This is a genomic window from Rhodopirellula europaea 6C, assembly GCF_000338295.1.
In the GTDB taxonomy this organism is placed as follows: Bacteria; Planctomycetota; Planctomycetia; order Pirellulales; family Pirellulaceae; genus Rhodopirellula; species Rhodopirellula europaea.
Window position 1 is genome coordinate 1 of the sequence record NZ_ANMO01000141.1, and the last position, 833, is coordinate 833.

Below are 833 nucleotides of genomic sequence, written 5' to 3' on the forward strand. Positions count from 1 at the left end.
TTCTGAACGCGAACGGAGGCACGTTGGTGGTTCGTGGGGGAACAATCTCGAACAACGACGCTTCTCGCGCCGGCGGCGGTGTCGAGAACGCTGGAAACGCGACGTTCTTTGAAACTGAATTCGATGGAAACACGACCGGGATCAATGGCGGTGCACTTCACACCTCGGGCCCGTGGACGGCGAACTTCATTGATACCACGATCACTGGCAACTCGGCTGGTGCCGAGGGCGGTGGTGTTTGGAATAGTTCGACCGGGACGATGACCTTGGTTGGATCGAGCGTCGATGGGAACACGGCCAGCGGCGATGACGCGGATCAAGGCGGTGGCGGAGTCTTCAACGATGGTGGCACGCTGACCGTTGACTCGACGTCCATCACCAATAACATCGCTGACGGAATGTCTGGTAGTGGAGGCGGGATTCTGAACCTCGGTTCGATGACGATCACCGATTCCACGATCAGTGGCAACGTTGCCAACCGAGCCGGTGGTGCGATCGAGGTGACGGCTGGGTCCAGTACCACGTTGACGGATGTGTTGATGAGCCAGAACGTTGCAGGACCGGATGGTTCATCCGCACCTGGCAACGGTGGTGCTCTGCATATCACGGGCGACGGAGTGGTCACGATCACTGGCGGGACGGTTTCCAGCAATGTTGCCGCGAATGAAGGCGGTGGACTTTGGAACAGCGTTTCTGGGTCTCTGACCGTGGACGGTACCGTCGTGAGCGGCAACTCAGCACCGATTGGGGGCGGCATCTTCAATGACAGTGGTGTCGACGCGACATCGCAAACCTTCGAGACAACCCTGAGTGCGCTGAACGACTCTGGCGTA

General features: G+C 58.9%; 1 pseudogene. It reads left to right on the forward strand.

The window, feature by feature from the left end:
* Window positions 1-833, forward strand: a pseudogene (locus tag RE6C_RS15355) (nuclease); the annotation flags it as partial.